This is a genomic window from Agrobacterium sp. ST15.16.055, assembly GCF_027956555.1.
GTDB lineage: Bacteria > Pseudomonadota > Alphaproteobacteria > Rhizobiales > Rhizobiaceae > Agrobacterium > Agrobacterium salinitolerans.
Window position 1 is genome coordinate 1 of sequence record NZ_JAQKGN010000032.1, and the last position, 1,242, is coordinate 1,242.

The following is a 1,242-nucleotide window of genomic DNA, read 5'->3' on the forward strand; positions in this document are numbered from 1 at the left end:
CTGACAACAACGTCGGTATCTCCGCTGGTATCGGTGCGAAGCTCGGCGCTGCATCGCTGCAGTTCATCGGTGGCTACGACGTAGACCAGGAAGAAGGCGCTCTCCGCCTCATCGCTACGGCTGACATTGGCCCCGGCACGCTTGGTCTTGCTGGTGTTTGGGCTTCTGGCGTAAACGCTTACTACGCTGAATCCGAGTGGGCAGTTGCTGCCGAATACGCAATCAAGGCAACTGATCGCCTGACGATCACCCCCGGCTTCCAGTACTCTGGCAACATTGCCGGTAAGGGCACTGGTGCAGCGTTCACCGCAGCAGGTGTGCCTGTTACCGGCGGTACGTCCACAACCAGCTACTACATCGTTAACGACTGGTCGAACGATGATGCTTGGAAGGCTGGCGTAACCGTCGATTACAAGATCACCCAGGGCCTGACCACCAAGGTTGCAGTTAACTACTACGACCCGGACAACGGCAACGAGCAGTGGACCGGTTTCGTCCGCCTGCAGCGCGCGTTCTAATCTAATCTGATCTGACATTGTCAGTGATGGAAACCCCGGCAGAAATGCCGGGGTTTTTCTTTTTTCAAGGAATGGCGAATCGGGTGGAGCATATCGGGGCCGGCCCATAGATGTGCGATTCCCTCTCTGTTTGCGGTGTACGCTGGAGTTTCTCGGGCGAAACGGGCCGCATTCCCACGGGGAGGGCTGAGTCGGCCGGTTGCCGAACATCAGGGCGCAGAAAGCAGAAATGATGTTTCATCCCGATTCACCTCGACCCAAAGAGCTCCTTTCCGCCCGTACAGTCGCCTTTTGGACAATCTTTCGTGGCGCGAAAATGCTGAGTTTTCGGCAACTAGGTGCGTTCCTAGTCTTTCGACTTTTTTTGGTTTTCGCTTAAGTGGCTGAAAATGAATATTTATTAATGATTTTTTAACGAACTGGGTCCCGTCTGTTAGAATTGTAGCTATTTCGCAACAATGAAAAACTAAGGACACCTTACTGTCTTCCTTTTGTCACGATTGCGATTGCCTGTGCGGGAGGTTTTGGCTCTAATCATCTCCATAAGCGGCACGCATCTTTGAAGTGCTTCCCACCCGCTGCTTAGAAGATTAAGCGTTTGACTGGAGGTCAACCATGAACATCAAGAGCCTTCTCATCGGCTCCGCTGCGGCTCTCGCAGCAGTATCCGGCGCACAGGCCGCTGACGCTATCGTCGCTGCTGAGCCTGAGCCCATGGAATACG

1 protein-coding gene and 1 pseudogene are annotated in these 1,242 nt (G+C 54.0%); both read left to right on the top strand.

The annotated features are described in order from the left end of the window. The coding region (locus PL599_RS22685) for a porin (protein WP_271359892.1) at positions 1-518 on the top strand (518 nt) is incomplete at its 5' end. Positions 519-1,133: 615 nt separating this feature from the next. Continuing rightward, a pseudogene (locus PL599_RS22810) lies at positions 1,134-1,242 on the top strand (porin); the annotation flags it as partial.